The sequence below is a fragment of the Streptomyces sp. NPDC014733 genome (genome assembly GCF_043083385.1).
Taxonomy (GTDB): domain Bacteria; phylum Actinomycetota; class Actinomycetes; order Streptomycetales; family Streptomycetaceae; genus Streptomyces.
In genome coordinates this window covers 129,708-146,344 of the sequence record NZ_JBIBYO010000004.1, presented here as the reverse complement: position 1 = coordinate 146,344, position 16,637 = coordinate 129,708, and the positions used below count along the sequence as shown (strand labels likewise).

At 74.7% G+C, this 16,637-nt stretch carries 19 protein-coding genes; 8 read left to right on the top strand and 11 right to left on the bottom strand.

The window, feature by feature from the left end:
* Positions 1-52 precede the first annotated feature (52 nt).
* Genes ACF1BH_RS12055 through ACF1BH_RS12045 form a run of 3 tightly spaced genes read right to left on the bottom strand, consistent with a single transcriptional unit; the run spans position 53 to position 2,972 of the window.
* Positions 53-703 carry a GntR family transcriptional regulator gene (locus tag ACF1BH_RS12055; protein WP_391642341.1) on the bottom strand — a complete coding sequence of 217 codons (651 nt, stop codon included), beginning with the start codon at positions 701-703 and terminating at the stop codon, positions 53-55.
* Between the two features lie 58 nt (positions 704-761).
* Positions 762-1,670, bottom strand: a complete 909-nt coding sequence (gene cynR, locus ACF1BH_RS12050; RefSeq protein ID WP_391642340.1) for a transcriptional regulator CynR — start codon at positions 1,668-1,670, stop codon at positions 762-764.
* Between the two features lie 57 nt (positions 1,671-1,727).
* Positions 1,728-2,972 carry an amidohydrolase family protein gene (locus tag ACF1BH_RS12045; RefSeq protein WP_391642339.1) on the bottom strand — a complete coding sequence of 415 codons (1,245 nt, stop codon included), beginning with the start codon at positions 2,970-2,972 and terminating at the stop codon, positions 1,728-1,730.
* Positions 2,973-3,205: 233 nt separating this feature from the next.
* Between ACF1BH_RS12045 and ACF1BH_RS12040 the strand changes: the two genes are divergently transcribed.
* Complete coding sequence (locus ACF1BH_RS12040) at positions 3,206-3,910, top strand: GntR family transcriptional regulator (RefSeq protein ID WP_391642338.1); 705 nt, start codon at positions 3,206-3,208, stop codon at positions 3,908-3,910.
* 38 nt (positions 3,911-3,948) lie between these two features.
* Here the strand turns inward: ACF1BH_RS12040 and ACF1BH_RS12035 are convergent, their stop codons facing one another.
* The gene (locus ACF1BH_RS12035) at positions 3,949-4,977 is read right to left on the bottom strand and encodes an MFS transporter (RefSeq protein ID WP_391642337.1); all 1,029 of its coding nucleotides are present in this window, start codon (positions 4,975-4,977) and stop codon (positions 3,949-3,951) included.
* 91 nt (positions 4,978-5,068) lie between these two features.
* Here ACF1BH_RS12035 and ACF1BH_RS12030 point away from each other — a divergent pair, with 91 nt between their 5' ends.
* From ACF1BH_RS12030 to ACF1BH_RS12020, 3 genes are all read left to right on the top strand, one after another.
* The gene (locus tag ACF1BH_RS12030; RefSeq protein WP_391642336.1) at positions 5,069-5,662 is read left to right on the top strand and encodes a carbonic anhydrase; all 594 of its coding nucleotides are present in this window, start codon (positions 5,069-5,071) and stop codon (positions 5,660-5,662) included.
* Positions 5,663-5,739: 77 nt separating this feature from the next.
* Positions 5,740-6,210: a cyanase gene (gene cynS / locus ACF1BH_RS12025; protein ID WP_391642335.1), complete on the top strand. Its 471-nt coding sequence runs from the start codon at positions 5,740-5,742 to the stop codon at positions 6,208-6,210.
* A gap of 29 nt (positions 6,211-6,239) precedes the next feature.
* On the top strand, positions 6,240-6,737 hold the full coding sequence (locus tag ACF1BH_RS12020) for a nucleoside deaminase (RefSeq protein WP_391642334.1): 498 nt from the start codon (positions 6,240-6,242) through the stop codon (positions 6,735-6,737).
* 70 nt (positions 6,738-6,807) lie between these two features.
* Here the strand turns inward: ACF1BH_RS12020 and ACF1BH_RS12015 are convergent, their stop codons facing one another.
* The 7 genes from ACF1BH_RS12015 to ACF1BH_RS11985 all read right to left on the bottom strand — a co-directional run bounded on the left by ACF1BH_RS12015 (position 6,808) and on the right by ACF1BH_RS11985 (position 14,318).
* Entirely contained in the window at positions 6,808-7,368 is a 561-nt protein-coding gene (locus tag ACF1BH_RS12015) for a DinB family protein (RefSeq protein ID WP_391642333.1), read from the bottom strand.
* A 37-nt stretch (positions 7,369-7,405) separates the two neighbouring features.
* A complete protein-coding gene (locus ACF1BH_RS12010) occupies positions 7,406-7,810 on the bottom strand; it encodes a VOC family protein (protein WP_391642332.1) in 405 nt (134 codons plus the stop codon).
* A gap of 130 nt (positions 7,811-7,940) precedes the next feature.
* Positions 7,941-9,392 carry an MFS transporter gene (locus ACF1BH_RS12005; RefSeq protein WP_391642331.1) on the bottom strand — a complete coding sequence of 484 codons (1,452 nt, stop codon included), beginning with the start codon at positions 9,390-9,392 and terminating at the stop codon, positions 7,941-7,943.
* 48 nt (positions 9,393-9,440) lie between these two features.
* Positions 9,441-10,667, bottom strand: coding sequence for an amidohydrolase (locus ACF1BH_RS12000; RefSeq protein WP_391642330.1), 1,227 nt, complete (start codon positions 10,665-10,667; stop codon positions 9,441-9,443).
* A gap of 113 nt (positions 10,668-10,780) precedes the next feature.
* Entirely contained in the window at positions 10,781-12,082 is a 1,302-nt protein-coding gene (locus ACF1BH_RS11995) for an amidohydrolase family protein (protein WP_391642329.1), read from the bottom strand.
* A 266-nt stretch (positions 12,083-12,348) separates the two neighbouring features.
* Positions 12,349-12,987, bottom strand: a complete 639-nt coding sequence (locus ACF1BH_RS11990) for a response regulator (RefSeq protein WP_391642328.1) — start codon at positions 12,985-12,987, stop codon at positions 12,349-12,351.
* Positions 12,984-14,318: a sensor histidine kinase gene (locus tag ACF1BH_RS11985; RefSeq protein ID WP_391642327.1), complete on the bottom strand. Its 1,335-nt coding sequence runs from the start codon at positions 14,316-14,318 to the stop codon at positions 12,984-12,986. Before ACF1BH_RS11985 ends, ACF1BH_RS11990 begins: the two co-directional genes overlap by 4 nt.
* 187 nt (positions 14,319-14,505) lie before the next feature.
* Between ACF1BH_RS11985 and ACF1BH_RS11980 the strand changes: the two genes are divergently transcribed.
* The 4 genes from ACF1BH_RS11980 to ACF1BH_RS11965 all read left to right on the top strand — a co-directional run bounded on the left by ACF1BH_RS11980 (position 14,506) and on the right by ACF1BH_RS11965 (position 16,583).
* The gene (locus ACF1BH_RS11980) at positions 14,506-15,060 is read left to right on the top strand and encodes a heme-binding protein (RefSeq protein ID WP_391642326.1); all 555 of its coding nucleotides are present in this window, start codon (positions 14,506-14,508) and stop codon (positions 15,058-15,060) included.
* A gap of 185 nt (positions 15,061-15,245) precedes the next feature.
* Positions 15,246-15,842, top strand: coding sequence for an ankyrin repeat domain-containing protein (locus ACF1BH_RS11975; protein ID WP_391642654.1), 597 nt, complete (start codon positions 15,246-15,248; stop codon positions 15,840-15,842).
* 124 nt (positions 15,843-15,966) lie between these two features.
* A complete protein-coding gene (locus ACF1BH_RS11970; RefSeq protein ID WP_391642325.1) occupies positions 15,967-16,098 on the top strand; it encodes a hypothetical protein in 132 nt (43 codons plus the stop codon).
* 323 nt (positions 16,099-16,421) lie between these two features.
* Positions 16,422-16,583 carry a hypothetical protein gene (locus ACF1BH_RS11965; RefSeq protein ID WP_391642324.1) on the top strand — a complete coding sequence of 54 codons (162 nt, stop codon included), beginning with the start codon at positions 16,422-16,424 and terminating at the stop codon, positions 16,581-16,583.
* The last annotated feature ends 54 nt before the right edge of the window (positions 16,584-16,637 follow it).

Sequence of the window (16,637 nt, the reverse complement as noted above, 5' to 3'; positions counted from 1 at the left end):
CGGCCGCCGCGCACCCTGAACGCTCCGCCGGGCGTCACGGCCGGGCGACTCCTCAGCCCTCGCGCCGTCCCTGCCGCGCCGCCGTCACCCGGCGGCTGGTCGCCAGGTGACGGGCCGTCAGCTCCGTGACGCGGTCCGCGTCACGGTCCGCGACGGCGTCGTAGAGCGCCTCGTGTTCCTCGGCGATGGCCACCAGATCGTCGTGCTGTCCCAGCAGCCACCGCATACGGCTGCGCAGGGTGCGTTCCAGTTCGTTGAGGAGTTCGTTGTCGGCGAGCGAGATCACCGTCTCGTGGAAGTCGGCCGCCGCCCGCCGGGCCCGTACCGCATCGCCCGCGCGCGCCGCCGTCAGCTCGGCGTCGAGGTCGGCGCGGAGCCGGGCCAGACCGGCGCGGGTACGGCGCTGGGCGGCGAGGCGGAACGCCATCGTCTCCAGCGCCGAGCGCACCTCCTCCAGGTCGGCGAGGTCCGACGGGGTGAACTCCCGCACCACGGCCCAGCTCCGCGGCCGCGGCGTCACCAGCCCCTCGGTGACCAGCGCCTTCAGGGCGTCCCGGATCGGCAGCCGGCTCACACCCAACTCCGCGGCCAGCTCCCGCTCGACCAGTTTGCTGCCGGGCGCGCGGACGCCGTCGATGATGTCGTCGCGCAACTGCCGGGTGACCCGCTCCGATTCGGGCTCGAACTTCTCAGACCCTGTCATGGGCCCGATTCTCTCATCGGCACCCGCCCCGCCCGGTGCCGCGCGCCCGGCGCCGCGCTCAGGGCGCGGGATAGCCGCGGTCGCGGACGACCTGTGCGACCACCCGGGTGAAGGCGCGGGCGGCGGCGCTGCGGTACGCGCTCTCCCGCCGCAGCAGCGCCGCCACCCGGGTGGGCAGCGGCGGATCGAGCGGAACCGGCGCCAGATGCGGATGGTCGTCGGTGATCGCGTCGGGCAACACGGTGGCCAGCAGCGGGGTGCGCCGGACGATCTCGGTGAGCGCCTGGATGGTGTCGGCCTCCACCGCGATCGGCGGGTCGATGCGGTGGTGGGCGAAGTAGGCGTCGATATGGCGCCGCGTCGCGAAGTCCGCGCTGAGCAGCGCCAGCGGCTGCCCGCCGAGCCGGTCCACCGGCATCGGCCGCGGATCCTCGGCCCCGGGCCGGTGCGCGGTGGCGACCAGCCCGAGGGTCTCGGCGAACAGCGCGGTGGCGGAGACGCCCGGCAGGTGCGGGCCCTCGAAGGCGATGCCGAGATCGATCTCGTCGGCGAGCAGCCCCGCCTCGATACGGTCCTGCGGCTCCTCGTGCACCTCCAGCGTCAGCCCGGGGTGCTCGTCGCGCACCGCCGCCACCAGCGGTCCGAGGAGATACGCGGTGAACGTCGGCGTCATGGCCAGCCGCAGATGCCCCCGGGTCAGATCCGCGACGTCCAGGACCGCACGGTCGGCGGCGGCCAGCTCCCGCAGCGCCCGCCGCGCGTAGTGGACGTAGGCGGTACCGGCATCGGTGAGCCGCACGGTGCGCCCGCTGCGGTCCAGGAGCTGGGCGCCGACCGACCGCTCCAACTGCTTGATCTGCTGTGACAGCGTCGGCTGGGAGATGGTCAGCGCCTCGGCGGCGCGGGTGAAGTTCCCGTGCTCGGCGACCGCGATCAGATAGCGCAGATGACGGAGTTCCGGACCCATACGCGGACTATAGGCAGCGGCCCGCCGGGCGCCCGCACCGGCCCGCGGACCGCCGCCTCATGCGGACGGCGGGGTGAACCGCGGGTACGCGGTGGACGGCGCGGGCCCGACGACCCGCCCGCCGTGCAGCACGAGCAGCCGCTCGGGGTGGGCGGCGACCGCCTCGGGGACCCCGCCGGCGGCGACCGCCACGAGGTCGGCGCGGTCGCCTGGGGCGAGCCCGTAGCCGCTCAGACCGAGCGCCGCGGCGGCTTCGCCGGTGACCAGTGAGGCGGCGGCGTGCAACTCCTCGTCGGTCATCAGACCGCCCTGGAGGCCGATGACGGTGGCTCGTTCGAGCATGTCGGCGGTGCCGTAGGGCCACCACGAGTCGCGGATGTTGTCGGACCCGGCGAAGACCCGGACCCCGTGAGCGCGCAGGCGCAGCACCGGCGGCATGGTGTCGCGGGGGCCGTTCGTCATGATCGACACACCGGCGGCCGCCAACGCGGTGGCGGTGCGGTCCAGTTCGGGCCCGTCCACCTGGCCGAGGGCGTAGGCGTGGCTGACGGTGACGGTGCCGCCGAGCCCGAGGGCGGCGGTGCGTTCGGCGACGGCGCGCAGCTGCGCGGTGCCGCTCTCGCCGCCGTCGTGCAGATGGATGTCGACGCCCGCGCCGTGCCGCTCGGCGAGCCGGAAGACGATGTCGAGCTGACCGTCGACATCGCCGTCGAACCCGGCGGGGTCGAGCCCGCCGATCAGATCGGCGCCCTCCGCGAGCGCGGCGTCCAGCAGATCGGCGACGCCCGGCGAGCTGACCACCCCGCTCTGCGGGAACGCGACCAGCTGGATGGTGAGCCGGTCGCGGAACGCCTCGCGGACGCCGAGAAGCGCGTGCAGGCCGTCCAGCCGGACGTCCGGGTCGACGTCGACGTGGGAGCGGACGTGGCCGGTGCCGAGGGAGATCATCCGCTCGGCGAGCGCGGTGGCACGGTCGGCGACCGGCACGCCGACGGTGGCGCGCAGCTCCCGCTCGTTCGCGATCTGCTCCTGGAGCGTGGCGGTGGCCCGGTGCGGCTGCCAGGCGGCGCCGAGCAGCGTCTTGTCCAGGTGGGCGTGGCCGTCGACGAGGGCGGGCAGCAGCAGCGCCCCGCCGAGGTCGACCGCCGCGCCGTCGCGCGCGGCGTCCGCGCGGTGCCCGGTGACGGCGGCGATCCGGCCGTCGCGCAGGGCGACGTCTGCGCGGCGGCCGTCGGGCAGGGTCACGTTCCGCAGCGCGGCGGGCACGGACGGGATCGGCAGGGCGCCGACGGGGTGCGACACGGGGTCCTCCAGCTGTTCGCGGCGTTCCGTCGTACGCCACCGGCGGCCGGGAACGGCACCCGGCAGAGCGTCGGCGGGCGACGGGCAGAGCCACGCTAACTGGTATACCAAATACCGGGCAACGGGCCCGGTGCACGGATCTCCGCCGCTTCTCCCACCCGTCCCGGTCTGCGATGATCGATGCGCCAGGGGCCACCCGCCGCCCCTGTCCGCCCGTACCTGGAGCTGCCGCCATGACCACCCGCCGCCCGGACCGCCGCACCCCGATAGGCGACACCCACCGGTCCCTGCGCGACCGGGTCCACGAGGAGCTGCGCGAGCGGATCATCGAGGGGGAGTACCCGGCGGGACGGCGCCTGGTGGAGCGCGAGCTGGCCGAGGAGTTCGGCGTCTCCCGGATCCCGCTGCGCGAGGCGATGCAGCGCCTGGAATCCGAAGGGTTCCTGCGGGTGCAGGCGCGGCGCGGCGCCGTCGTCGCGGACTTCGGCACCGAGGACGCCGAGAACCTCTTCGACGTCCGCGAGAAACTGGAGGGTCTGGCCGCCGGACTCGCCGCCCGCCGCGCCACCACCGCCCAACTCCGCACCATGGAACGCCTTCTGACGCGCAGCCGGAAGGCGTCCGAGGCGGGCCGGCTGCGCGAGGCCGTCACCCGCAACGCCGACTTCCACCAGCTCGTCGTCGACGCCTCCGGCAACCCCCTGCTCCGCGACCTGATGGCGCCCCTCGACTCCCGCCTCCGCCGCCTCTTCCGGCTCACCTCCGAGCTGAACGACGGCGACCCGATGTGCGGTGAGCACGAGCGGCTGTACGAGGCGATCCGCGCGGGCGACGAGCGGCAGGCCGAGGAACGGGCCCGCGCCCATGTCGTCGGCACCCGCGACGCCACACTGCGCAGCCTCGCGGCCCGCGCGGCGCAGGACTCCGACCCGGCCTGAGGGGACGCCGTCCCGGGGTATGCGGCTGGTGCGGTGCGTCAGGCGAGCCGGATTCGCGGGTTTCGCGCGATGCCCAGGCAGAACAGGCCGGTGAGGGCGAGGAGGGTTGCCGGGCCGGCGAAGAGACCGATCGCGTGCGGCAGGAAGCCGGGGGCGTCCGCCCGCCCGGCGATCGTGGCGAAGAGCGCGATACCGAGCGCACCGCCGGTCTGCCGGCTGGTGTTGCTCGCACCGGAGGCCAGGCCGGGGGAGCCGGGTGTGGTGGCGAGGGCGGCGGAGACGATCGCGGGGGTGAGGAGACCGAGACCGGTTCCCCGGAGCGCGAGGAAGAGCGCCAGGGCGAGGTGGCCGGTGACGGGGCCGGTGACGGTGGCGGCGACCCCGGCCAGCCCGGCGGCGGCGACGGTGAGGCCGAGGGCGCTGGTGCGCCAGGCGCCGATGCGGGTGCTGAGCCTGCCTGCGGGTGCGCCGAGGAGGGGTAGCGGCAGCATGGCCGGCAGGGTGAGGAGCCCGGCGGAGAGCGGGTCGAGACGGTGTACGTCCTGGAGGATCTGGGTCAGCAGGAACAGTCCGCCGAGGGAGTAGAGGTTCATCAGCCCCGCCACCAGGCAGGCCAGCCCCAGCGGCAGTCGCGCACCGCGCGGGACGGCGAGGAGCGGGTGTGCCACCCGCCGCTCGACGACGAGCAAGGCGAGCAGGGCGCAGCCGGCTGCCACCGCGAGCAGCCCCGCCGGCGGGGGCGAGGCCGGGGCCTGGATGATCGCGGTGACCCCGCAGGTGAGTGCTGCCACGAGCAGGCCCGCACCGGCCCGGTCCACGCTCCCTTCCGGGCGCCGCCGGGCCGACGGGCGGGGGAGCCGGATGACGGGCAGGAGCGCGAGAGCGATCACCGGGACGCCCAGCCAGAACACGCCCCGCCAGCCCGCGGCCTGGACCAGCAGCCCGCCGATGACGGGCCCGGCGGGAAGCGCGGCACCCCCGATCGCCGCCCACGCGCCGACGAGCCGTGAGCGACCGGCCGCACCGGGGGCGCGCCTTGAGCCATAGATGACACCAATAGCAATCATCTCCACTGCGTCTTGGACGCTATAGGGCCAGCTCGTGCATGGTGGAGTCCGTCGGCCCGGCAGGGGCCGGCCGCCACTGAAGGGAGTGACCGTGCCCGACCTCATGGACGGTGTCGCCAACTTCCGCCGGGATGTCTTCCCGGCGAAGGCCGGGCTCTTCGCCCGGCTGGCCACCGAGCACCGACCCACCACCCTGTTCATCGGATGCTCCGACGCCCGGGTGGTACCCGAGCTGATCACCCAGAGCGAGCCCGGTGAACTGTTCGTCATCCGCACCGCGGGCAACCTCGTCCCCGCCCACAGCCCGACCGCCGACGGCACCGCCGCCAGCATCGAGTTCGCCGTACGCGTGCTCGGTGTCACCGACGTCATCGTCTGCGGCCACTCCGGCTGCGGCGCCATGACGGCGCTGGCCGAGGGGCACGACCTCAGCGACGCGCCCCAGGTCGCCAGCTGGCTGCGCCACGCCGACGCCTCCGTCGCCCGCGCCGCCACCGCGGAAGGGCCGGCCGACGTGGAGGCACTGGTGTGGGCCAACGTCTCCGCCCAGCTGCGGAACCTCGCCACCCACCCCTCGGTGGCACGGGCCCTCGCCGAGCGGCGCCTCACGCTGCACGGCTGGGTCTTCGATATCGCCTCCGGCTCGGTCGACCGGCTCGAAACCCTCGACCGCGCCGGCGTCTGACCGGGCCCCGCCGCCCGCCGACCCCCGTACCGGGCCGGACGCACCACGCGTCCGGCACCTCCCGAAAGGAACACCCCATGGCACACGCCCAGTTCGACCCCGCCGCCCGGCAGGCCCTGTCGATCGTCGCCGTCGAGTCCAAGACCCGTAAGGACCTGACCTGGCAGGAGATCGCGGACGCCGCCGGACTGTCCGTCGCCTTCACCACCGCCGCCGTCCTCGGCCAGCACGCCCTGCCGGAGAAGTCCGCCAAGGCCGTCGCCGAACTGCTGGAGCTGGACCAGGACGCCACGCTGCTGCTGCAGACCATCCCCACCCGCGGCTCGATCCCCGGCGGCATCCCCACCGACCCGACGATCTACCGCTTCTACGAGATGCTCCAGGTCTACGGCACCACCCTCAAGGCCCTGGTCCACGAGCAGTTCGGCGACGGCATCATCTCCGCGATCAACTTCAAGCTCGATGTGAAGAAGGTCGCCGACCCCGAGGGCGGCGAGCGCGCCGTCATCACCCTCGACGGCAAGTACCTCCCGACCAAGCCCTTCTGATCACCCTTCCGTCAAGCCCCGGAGGAACCGTGGACTTCGCACAACGCACCATCGACATCGCCCGCCGCAACGTCGAGGAGGGCGGCCGCCCCTTCGCCACCGTCATCGTCAAGGACGGCGAAATCCTGGCGGAGAGCCCCAACCTGGTCGCCCAGACCTCGGACCCCACCGCGCACGCCGAGATCCTCGCCATCCGCGATGCCTGCACCAAGCTCGGCACCGAGCACTTGACCGGCACCACCATCTACGTCCTCGCCCACCCGTGCCCGATGTGCCTGGGCTCCCTCTACTACTGCTCCCCGGACGAGGTCGTCTTCCTCACCACCCGCGACGCCTACGAGCCGCACTATGTGGACGACCGCAAGTACTTCGAGCTGAACACCTTCTACGACGAGATCGCCGCGCCCTGGCAGGAGCGCCGGCTGCCCATGACGTACCAGCCGCGGGAGGACGCCGTCGACGTCTACCGCAGCTGGCAGCAGCGCAACGGCGGTGAGCGCCGCGTCGCCGGCACCCCCACCGCCTGACCGCACACACCGAGGGCCGCACCCCGTCGATCCGGGGTGCGGCCCTCGTGCGGTGCGGGGACGGGCCGCGCTACTGGCCCACCCGCCCGTCGATGCGCTCGCGCAGCAGATCCGCGTGGCCGCAGTGGCGGGCGTACTCCTCGATCCGGTGGACCAGCAGCTCCCGTATCGCGATCTTGTTCTTGCCGACCCGCTCACCCAGATCCGGATGGGCGGCCAGCGCGGCGTCGGTCTCCTCCTGCTCCCGCTCCAGGTCACGGTAGGCGGCCTCCACCTGGGACTGCTCGCCGACGGCGTCGTCGAAGTCCGCGTCCCGGGCGCCGTACAGCTTCGCCGGTGCCGGCTCGTCGCCGATCCAGCCGCGCCAGCCCCGCTCCGTCTCGGCCAGATGCCGCACCAGACCGAGCAGCGACATCGTCGACGGTGGCGCCGAACGCCGCGCCAGCTGCTCCGCGTCCAGCCCCTCGCACTTCATCCGCAGCGTCAGCCGATACCCCGTCAGGAAGTCCTGGAGCGTGGCGAGTTCGCCGTCCGGGCTGGGGCCGGTGTTCTCCCGGGGGTCGTCATCCGGATCCGTCCACATGTCGGGGTGGACGGTTGCCTGGGTCCATCGCGCGGGTTCGTCACTCATACGGGGCATGGTGGCGCCGGGCTGACCGGGCCGCCACCTATTTTCCCGGGCCTTGGGCGGGCCATCCGCCGTACGGCACGGTCAGCAGCTCCATGAAGTGCCCCGCCGGGTCGGGGAAGTAGACGCCGCGCCCGCCGTCGTGGTGGTTGATCTCCCCGGGGCGTTCACCGTGCGGATCGGCGTGGTGGGGGATGCCGCGCCGCACGATCTTCTCGTACGCCGCGTCGAAGACCTCCTCGGAGACGAGGAAGGCGTAGTGCTGCGGGGCGATGTCGCCGGTGGGGACGGTGGCGAAGTCCAGGGTGACGCCGTTGCCCAGCGCGACCGCGACGAACGGCCCCCACTCCGTGGTGATGTCCAGCCCCAGCAGTTCCGCGAAGAACTCCGCGGAGGCCCGGTTGTCCCGGGCATGGACGATGGTGTGATTCAACTCGACCGACATGGAATGCCTCCGAAGGCATGTCCCGGCACCTCCATGCCTCACCCGGACGGTGACCGACACGCGATGCCGCCCGGGACGGTAACCACCCCCGGCCCGCGCCGTCAATCAGCGGTGAAGGGACGGGGCGGGCTCACGCCGTTCCTTCGGCCGCGGCGGCCCGGTCCGGTGCCCGGCCCAGCGTGGCGGTCGCCACCGCCGCGAGCAGCAGTACGGCCAGGGGGTACCGGACGGCGGTGGTGAAGCCGTGCAGGGTCGCCGCCCGCGCGGTGCCGGGGAAGGCGGCGGCCGCGCCGGCCGCGACGGTGTTGAAGACGGCGGAACCGATCGAACCTCCCACCTGCTGCACGGAGTTGACGGTCGCCGAGGCGATGCCGGAGTCCTGGGGCGGGACGCCGGTGGTGGCGCCGTTCATGATGGCGAGGAAGCTGCCGCCCAGGCCGACGCTGAACGTCGAGAGCGCCGGGAGGACCTGCGCCGGGTACGAGGAAACCGGGCCCAGCAGGGTGAGCTGGAACAGCCCGCAGGCGGCCAGGGAGAGTCCGGCGGTCATCATCACGCGGGCGCCCAGGCGGGGCAGCAGCCGGGTGCCGAGCTGGGTCGCGGTCGCCGTCGTGACCAGGCTGATCGGCAGGAACCCCAGCCCGGCGGCGAGGGCGGACCAGCCCAGCACCGTCTGGAGGTAGTAGGTGAGGAACAGCGACACCGACAGCTGGGCCGCCATCAGCGCACCGCCCGCCAGCAGGGCCGAGGAGCGGCCGCGGTCGCGGACCAGCGCCGGCGGCAGCAGCGGCGGCGCCGCGCTGCTGGCGGCGTTCGCCCGGTGGCAGACGCGCGCGGCGCCGCCCAGCGCGCCCAGCACCGACGGCGACGTCCAACCGGCCGCCTCGGCCCGGCTGCAGCCGAACACCAGCGCCGTCAGCCCGCCGCAGCCCAGCACCGCGCCGGCCACATCGATCCGGCCCGCCGCCCGCGGTGAACGGTCGCGCGGCATCCACACCGTGCCGAGCAGCGCCGCCAGCGCGATCGGCACATTGACCAGCAGACACCAGCGCCAGCCGTACCACTGGGTGAGCACCCCGCCGAGGACGACGCCCAGGGAGGCGCCCGCCCCGCCGAGCGCGCCGAAGACGGCGAGGGCCCGGCGGCGCTCCGCCGGGTCGGGGAAGGTCGTGGACACCAGGGCGAGCGCGGACGCGGCGAGCAGCGCGGCGAAGACGCCCTGCACCGCGCGGGCGGCGAACAGCACCTGCGCGGTCGGGGCGGCGCCCGCCGCGGCGGAGGCGACGGCGAAGCCGATCAGCCCGGAGACGAACACCCGCCCGCGGCCCGCGTGGTCGGCGATCCGGCCGGCGAGCAGCAGGAGCCCGCCGAAAGCGACGGTGTAGGAGGTGACCACCCAGGGGCGGTCGCCGTCGGCCATGTGCAGTTCGCTCTGGAGCGAGGGCATCGCCACGCTCACGATGGTGCTGTCCAGCAGGATCATCAGCTGGGCGAAGCCGAGCACACACAGCGCCCACCAGCGCCGCGGATGCGGGGCGGACGGTTCGGCGGCGGGCAGGGGGGACGTCGGGCGGGTGGTCATGGCCTTTTCTCGGGGTCGGGGAGGCGTCGCGGGCGGGCGGCGCGTGGATCAGACGAGTGCGCCGTCCCGGGCGACGACCCGGCCGCCGCGGACGACGAGGTCGCGCGCGGGCAGGTCCACCACGATCTGCGGGACGCACTCGCCGTGCACCAGCAGGAAGTCGGCGGGCGAGCCGGGGGAGAGGTCGGCGCGGGGCAGGCCCAGCACATCGGCGCCGCCGTGCGCGCCGGTCAGGTAACAGGCCGTCAGTTCCGCGTCGAGGCGGTCGTCGCGGACCCGGCCCAGCTGATGCGCGCGGTGCAGCATGTCGGCGTCGCCGAAGGGGCTCCAGGAGTCGCGGACGCCGTCCGAGCCGAGGCCGACGCGGACGCCGTGCCCGGTGAGCGCGGCGATCGGCAGGACGAGGGAGCCGCTGGGGGCCACGGTGGTCAGCGCGACGTCCAGCTCGCGCAGGTCCGCGGCGACCGCCGCCAGCTCCGCGTCGGACAGGCCCGCCAGGCAGAAGACATGGCTGACCGTCACCCGGCCGTGCAGCGCCAGCGCCCGGGTGCGGTCGAGGATGCGGCGCAGCGAGGTCAGGCCCTGCGCGCCGCGCTCGTGCAGATGGAGGTCGAGCCCGACGCCGTACCGGTCCGCGAGGTCGAAGACCAGGTCGAGCTGGGCCTCCGGCGCCCCGTCGAAACCGGCCGGGTCGATCCCGCCGATGAGGTCCACCGCTCCGCTGCGCGCCGCGTCCGTCAGCAGCCTCGCGGTACCGGGGGCGCGGACCACGCCGTGCTGCGGAAAGGCCACGATCTGCACGTCGAGGGCGTGCCGCAACCGCTCGCGGGCCTGCGCGAGGCCCTCCACGCCGGCCGGGCCGTACGCCGGGGCGACATCGGCGTGCGCCCGCATCGCCCGGGTGCCGCGGCTGACGGCGTGCGCCATCAGCCCGTACGCCCGCTCGGCGACGGACCGGTGCTGGCGGCGGAACAGTTCGGCGTCCTGCGCCGCGAACTCCTCCAGGGAGTGCGCCGCCCGGCGTGATTCCCAGGGGCCGCCCCAGGTGGTCTTGTCGGGGTGGATGTGCGCGTCGACCAGCGTGGGCAGGGCGATCCGGCCACCGCCGTCGACCACCTCGGCGCCGGGCGGCGCCGCCCGGTCGCTGATCAGGCCGTCGACGACGGTGAGGTCCACCGGGCGGGCCGCCCCGAAGGGCCGTACGTCGCGGAAGACCACCGTGCGGCCGGTGGTGTCCCCGGCGCCGCGCCGGGACGGATCGGGGGCGGGTGCCATGACAGCTCCTGGAGGGGGACGGTGCGGTGGCTCGGCGGTGTGCCCCGGCCGGGGGAGGGGGCCGGGGCACACCGGGCAGCGGGCGCGAGGGGCGCCGGGCGGTCGGGTGCGGGTCAGTGCGGGACGGGGAGACCGGCGCGCACCACGCGCCGGGGCGCGGCGAGGACGGACGGATCGGTGAGCGGGTCGCCGTCCACCACGATCACATCGCCCGCGAAGCCGCGCGCCGGCCGACCCGCCGTGTGCTCCAGGCCGAGCAGCCGGGCGGCGCCGGTGGTGGCGGTGCGGATCGCGTCCAGCGCCGGCAGACCGGCGTCCCGCATCAGCGCGATCTCCCGGCCGATCGGCTCGACCGTCCCGCCGGACGAGTCGGTGCCCGCCGCCAGCGGAACGCCCAGCTCGTGCGCGGTGCGGACGGCTTCCTTGAGGATCGGCAGATAGGTGCGGCCGCGTTCGTCCAGCACCGGGTCCGGGTCGCCGATCATCCCGGCGATGGCGGTCATCGTCGGCGTGAAGTACGTGCCCCGCCGCCGCATCTCGCGCAGCGTGCGCTCGCCGACGAACACGCCGTGCTCCAGGGAGCGGATGCCCGCCCGTACCGCGTCGTCACAGCCGCGCTCGCTGTAGCTGTGGCACAGCACGCCCTTGCCGCCGCGCCGCGCCGCCGCCGTGATCTCGGACAGCTGCTCGTACGAGTAGACCTGCGTCAGCGGGTCCTGTTCGGGCAGCCCGGCGCGCTCGTTGACCCGGGTCTTGATCACATCGGCGCCGCGGGCGAGGTTGACCTCCACCACGCGGCGCAGCGCCTGCGCGGACCGCACCCCGTCCCGCAGCCGCGCGAGCGGGGTGAGATCGGGGTCGGCGAGCACCGTGTCACCCAGCTCGGGGGTGACGAAGACGCCCGCCGCCCGCAGCCGGGGCGCCTGCTGCGGCGCCTGGCGGGCCAACTCCCGTACCGCGATGTCCTGGTAGAAGTTGGTCGAGCCGCTGCGCGCGCTGGTGGCGCCCTTGCGGACCGCGTCCTGCGCCTCGGTGGCGGTGTTGAGGTGGATGTGCGCGTCGACCAGGCCCGGCAGCACCCAGCCGCCGTGCGCGTCCAGCCGCGGGAGCCCCTTCGGCACGGCGGTACGCGAGCGGGCCCCGGCGGCCCGCACCACCCCGTCGCGGATGACGACGACCGCGTCCTCGGTGACCTCGCCGGTCGCCGGGTCGAGCAGGGTGCCTCCCTCGACGACGAGATCGCCGGTGGGTCCGGCGCCGGTGGCCGGGCCGCGCCCGGAGTCCCGTGCGGGGGCGGCGACGGCGCCCGGCGCGGCGGAGAGGGCGGCGGCCGTTCCGGCGAGGGCGGCGGCCCCGGCGAGTACTCCGCGGCGGGTGACCCGGCTGGACGGGGGCGGCACGTTCTCGACACACATGGCGGGCTCCTTCGGACGTTCTCGGCCTGCAAACCGGCCGGCCGGTCAACGGTTCGCCCAATTGGTATACCAAAGTGGCGGGGCGCGACAAGGCCCGCCACCTGGGAGGTCAAGGGAGCGGGGGCAGGATGGGTGACGCGGCGGGAGGGCGCGCCGTCGGTCACGGAATTTGGTATGCCGAGGCCGCGGACCGGGGGCGCCCCGCCCGCGTCCACCGGGGCAGGCCGGGTGCGGCGCCGCCGCCCGCCCGCCGACGGGCGCCCCGCTCACGGCAGCAGCCGCTGCTCCTTCGCCACCGCCACCGCACCGGCACGGGTGTCCACACCGAGCTTGTCGTAGATGCGGCCCAGGTGGGTCTTGACCGTGGCCTCGCTGATGAACAGCGCCTTGGCGATGGAGCGGTTGCCCAGCCCCTGCGCGAGCTGGGCCAGGATGTCCCGCTCCCGGTCGGTCAGGGCCGGACGGGGCCGCCGCATGTGGGCCATCACCCGGCCGGCGACCGGCGCCGACAGCGCGGTACGGCCCTGTGCCGCCGCATGGATCGCCGCGAACAGCTCCTCGGGCCGCTCCGCCTTCAGCAGATAGCCGGTCGCGCCCGCCTCGATGGCCCGGGTGATGTCCGCGTCCGTGTCGTACGTCGTCAGCACCAGCACATGCGGCAGCGGACCCGCCGCGGTCAGCCGGCGGGTGGTCTCCACACCGTCGATGCCCGCGCCGAGCTGGAGGTCCATCAGGACCACGTCGGGGCGGACCTTCGCGGCCAGCGCGAGGGTCTCCTCACCGGTGCCCGCCTCGCCGACGACCTCGATGTCCGGCGCGCTGTCCAGCAACGCCAGCAACCCGGCCCGCACGACCGTGTGGTCGTCGCAGAGCAGGATCCGGACCGGTGGCGGGGTGGTGTTCACTGCGGCTGCTCCAAGGGGATCGCGGCGGTCAGCACGGCGCCCTCGCCGGGCGCCGACTCGATGGTGAGGGTCCCGCCGAGCTGGCGGACCCGGGCCCGGATCGCCGGGACGCCGTGACCGCGCACCCCGGACGGCACCTCGGGCAGTGCCGCCGGATCGAACCCGCGGCCGTCGTCGGCGACGTCCAGGACCACCTGGTCGTCCAGGACGGTCAGGGTGAGCGCGGCGGTGGTCGCGCCCGCGTGCTCGCGGACGTTGGCCAGCGCGCCCTGCGCGATCCGCAGCAGCGCCGACCGCACCGGATCCGGCAACACCACCCCGCCCGGGTCGTCGATGTGCACCCGGACCGTCAACCGGTCGTCGCCGCCGCGCTCCGCGAGCGCCCGCAGCGCCTGCGGCAGCCCGCCGCCGCGCGCCAGGTCGGCCGGGGCCAGATCGTGGACGAAGCGCCGCGCCTCGGTGAGATTGTGCTCGGCGATCGAGGCGGCCGTACGGACGTGCCCGCGGGCCTTCGCCGGATCGGCGTCCCAGGTGCGGTCCGCCGCCTGGAGCAGCATCCGCTGGCTGGACAGGCCCTGGGCCAGCGAGTCGTGGATCTCCATCGACAGCCGCTGCCGCTCGGCGAGGGTGCCCGCCCGCCGCTCGGCCGCCGCCAGCTCCCGCCGGGTGCGGATCAGATCGTCGATCAGCGCCCGCTGGCGCGCCGCCTGCCGCTGCATCTGCGTGAAGACCGACGTGGCGAACGCGGCGACCGCCGCCGGGCCGATCACCAGATCCAGGTCGAACCGCTGCGCCAGCGTCAGCTGCGCGATGATCACGAACACGGTCAGGACCGTGACCAGCGCATACGCGGCGGGCGGCGGCAGGGTGCGCAGCGCCGCGTAGAACAGCGGCACCGCCACCCACCCGAAGCTCGGCGCCCGCTCCACCAGCACCGCCCATGTCACGACGACGGCGCCCAGCCACACCAGCCGCCGCACCGGCGGCCACGGCACCCGCGCGCCCGGCGGCAGCAGCGGCACCGCGGGCCCGCCCCGCCAGGACCCGGCGACGTACAGCAGCGCCAGCACCACGGCCAGCGCCAGCACCCACGGCGCACGTGCCTCGCCGCCGTGGCGCTGCACGAACCGCGCCATCGACGAGCCGAGCAGCAGGAAGAACGTCACATGGAGGACGGCCACCAGCCGCCGGGCGTCCGGTTCGCCGTCCGGCACCTGCTCACTCGCGCACACCGCGCACCGCCTTCCTGCCACCCGGGGCACCCGCCCGACCTGCGCGGACGCGCGACGGACCCTCCCATTGTTCCCCCGCCCCGGCCCCCGGCGGGTCATCCGATCGGCTGACCCGCGGCTCCACCGACCCGCACGCGGGGCCGAGCCGGTACGACGACGGGCCGGGCCCGGGGCGGACCCAGGATGGATGACGGAAGCGGAGGACCGGCCCGGCGGTGACCGGCGTCCCGGCCCGCGACCGACAGGCCCCACGCCGACTCGGCGTCGACACCACGGAGTTGATCCCATGAAGCACGTCAAGAAGGTCTCCCGGCGCACCCGCGTCGTCACCGGCGGCGTGGCCGTCGCCCTCCTTGCCGGCGGCGCCGGTGCCTGGTCCGCCGGCGCCGCCACCCCGGCCGCCGAGCCGGTCAGGGCCGCCGCGGCGGGCGCGAACCTCACGCACTCCACCCACCTGACCGTCGACGCGGCCACCAAGGCGGCCCAGGCCGCCCTGGACGCCGCGAAGAAGGCGAACCAGAAGGTCTCCGTCGCCGTCGTGGACCGCAACGGCAACACGCTCGTCACCCTGCGCGGCGACGGCGCCGGCCCGCAGTCCTACGAGTCCGCGGTCAAGAAGGCGTACACCGCCGTCTCCTGGAACGCCCCCACCTCCGAGCTGGTCAAGCGGCTGGAGAACGCCCCGACGCTGAAGGACATCCCCGGCACCCTCTTCCTCGCCGGCGGTGCCCCCGTCGCCGCCAAGGGCGCGCCGGTCGCCGGGATCGGCGTCGCCGGTGCCCCCTCCGGCGACCAGGACGAGACCTTCGCGCAGGCGGGCGCCGCCGCGCTGGCCGAGTAAGGCCGATGCCGCACGGCCGCACGGTCGCCCGGACCCCGGCGGCGCACCCCGTCCCCCGCACGGTGCGCCGCCGGTTCCCCTTCTCCGCCCTGCGCGCGGGGCTCGGGATCGCGGTCCGTACGAAGGCGGTCACCACCCTGTCGGTGCTGCGCACCCGCACCCTCCGCAGATCGAGGAGCACCCCGATGCACGCCTTGGACCATGCCCTCCTGGACGCCGCGGCCCACGGCGACGCCGACGTCGTCCGCACCGCCCTCGCCGCCGGCGCCGCGGTGGACGCCCGCGACGCACACCGCCGCACCCCGCTGCTGCTGGCCGCGCTCGGCGACCATGTCGCGGCCGCCGAGGCGCTGGTCGCCGCCGGCGCGGACCCCGATGCCCTGGACGACCGGCACGACAGCCCCTGGCTGGTCACCGGCGTCACCGGCAGCGTCGCCATGCTCCGCGCCCTGCTGCCGGCCGGACCCGATGTGACGGTGACCAACCGCTTCGGCGGCACCGCCCTCATCCCGGCGGGCGAACGCGGCCACGTCGACTACGTCCGCACCGTGTTGCGCGAGACGGACATCGACGTCGACCACGTCAACCGGCTCGGCTGGACCGCCCTGCTGGAGGCGGTCATTCTCGGCGACGGCGGCCGCGACCACCAGGAGATCGTCGAGCTGCTGATCACCGCGGGGGCCACCCCGGACCTCGCCGACGGGGAGGGCGTCACCCCGCTCGCGCACGCCGAGCGGCGCGGCGCCACCGGGATCGCCGCGCTGCTGCGGGCCGTCCGGTGAGACGCACCGCCCCGTACGGTCTCGCCGTCGGCGACGAGGGCCGGGCCCGGGCATCGCCCCCGCCCCCGACGGCCGCCATGCCTACGCCGGCGTCGACCGGCCCGGCACCACCGGCACCGTCGAGGTGATCGACACCCGCACCCTGAAGACCGCCGGCGCCGCCGAGGCGGGCCGTCGCCCCTTCGACGTGGACGTGTGGGCGAACCTCGCCACCGTCCTCCTCGAAACCGCCATCCGCACCGCCCGCGTCCTGTGACGGGACCCCGGCGGAGGCGGGGGAGCGGCCGTGGCGGGCGATGTGTGCGGGGGAGCGGGGAGCTCGTCGGGGACTTCCGTAAAAAATCTTTCTATCTTCGGTCATGAGGAAGGTACGGGGCGACATTTTTGGGTCGCAGGTGACTGAAAGATGTCGCCAAACCCCCCAGTTGGGCGTGGTGGGTGAGCGGGACCGGGATAAGTTCGATCATGTGGCTGCCATGATCGTCCGTCCGGACCCGGGCTGACCGCTGTGCGGAAGCCGGTATGGAGCCGTTCGTGCGGCCACGCACGGAACCCATAGCCAACGAACGGAGAACCACCATGTCTCTCGACCTGCTCGACGCTTTCGACCTGGACGTCCGCGAAGTCGTCGCCGAGGAGACGAGCTTCCAGGGTGAGGCCGACGCCCAGCGCACCGGTTGGACCAGCGTCGAGACCTGCTCCACGCTCCACACGCAGGTCAACTGCTTCCGGGGCTGCTGACAACCGAATCGGCGTCACAGCCCTGCCGGTGCCGCGCACCCGGCCACCCACCCC